Origin of the sequence: Streptomyces sp. DH12 (assembly GCF_020873895.1) — a bacterium.
Taxonomy (GTDB): Bacteria; Actinomycetota; Actinomycetes; order Streptomycetales; family Streptomycetaceae; genus Streptomyces.
In genome coordinates this window covers 1-675 of record NZ_JAHWGT010000342.1, presented here as the reverse complement: position 1 = coordinate 675, position 675 = coordinate 1, and the positions used below count along the sequence as shown (strand labels likewise).

Genomic DNA, 675 nt, shown 5'->3' with positions numbered 1-675 from the left:
GCAGCCCGAGCATCTTCGTCTTGAACATGTCACCGATGCGCAGCTCGCGGATCGTCGCCTGGTTCTCCTGCATGAAGCGGAAGAGCGGGGCGGCCTCCATCAGCGCCGCGCTGTAGCGGCGGATGATCTCCTGCTTGGTCTCCAGCGAGTGCGGCTGCCGGCGTCCCCACTCGATCAGGTCCTCGATCGGCCGGGAGAGGTCCTCGAAGATGGAGACGAGGATCTCTTCCTTGGTCTTGAAGTGGTAGTAGAGCGCCGCCTTGGTGACGTCCAGCCGCTCGGCGATCTCGCGCAGCGAGGTCTTCTCGTAGCCCTGCTCGGCGAAGAGCCGGGTGGCGGCGGCCAGCAGCCGCTGCGGCACGGGGGTCCCGTCACCGTCCGTCGTTCTGGGCACTGCCGCCACCCGCCTTTCCGTGTTGCTGTCGGTCGTCGTGCGTCCAGGGAACGCCGTCCCCGCCGGGAGATCTTCCCACTTCACGGAACCGCCGCGTCAGGCACTGCCTCCCCGCCCGGTTCCTCCCCCGGTGCGGCGGGGGTGTGGGCGGGTCCGCGCCGGAGCCCGCCCGGTGGGTCGGGCGGGTGCCGGCGCGTTCGTCAGCGGGTGGTCTCCCACTGCCGCTGGACGCGGTTCATGCCGCCGAGCCAGCGCTCGGGGTCGGTCGCGCGGGCGCGGTA

General features: G+C 70.7%; 1 protein-coding gene. It reads right to left on the bottom strand.

Annotated elements, in window-relative coordinates:
• Positions 1 to 361, bottom strand: a 361-nt coding sequence (locus LPA54_RS34445) for a TetR/AcrR family transcriptional regulator (protein WP_228984577.1), incomplete at its 3' end; no start/stop codon positions are given.
• Positions 362 to 675 lie beyond the last annotated feature (314 nt).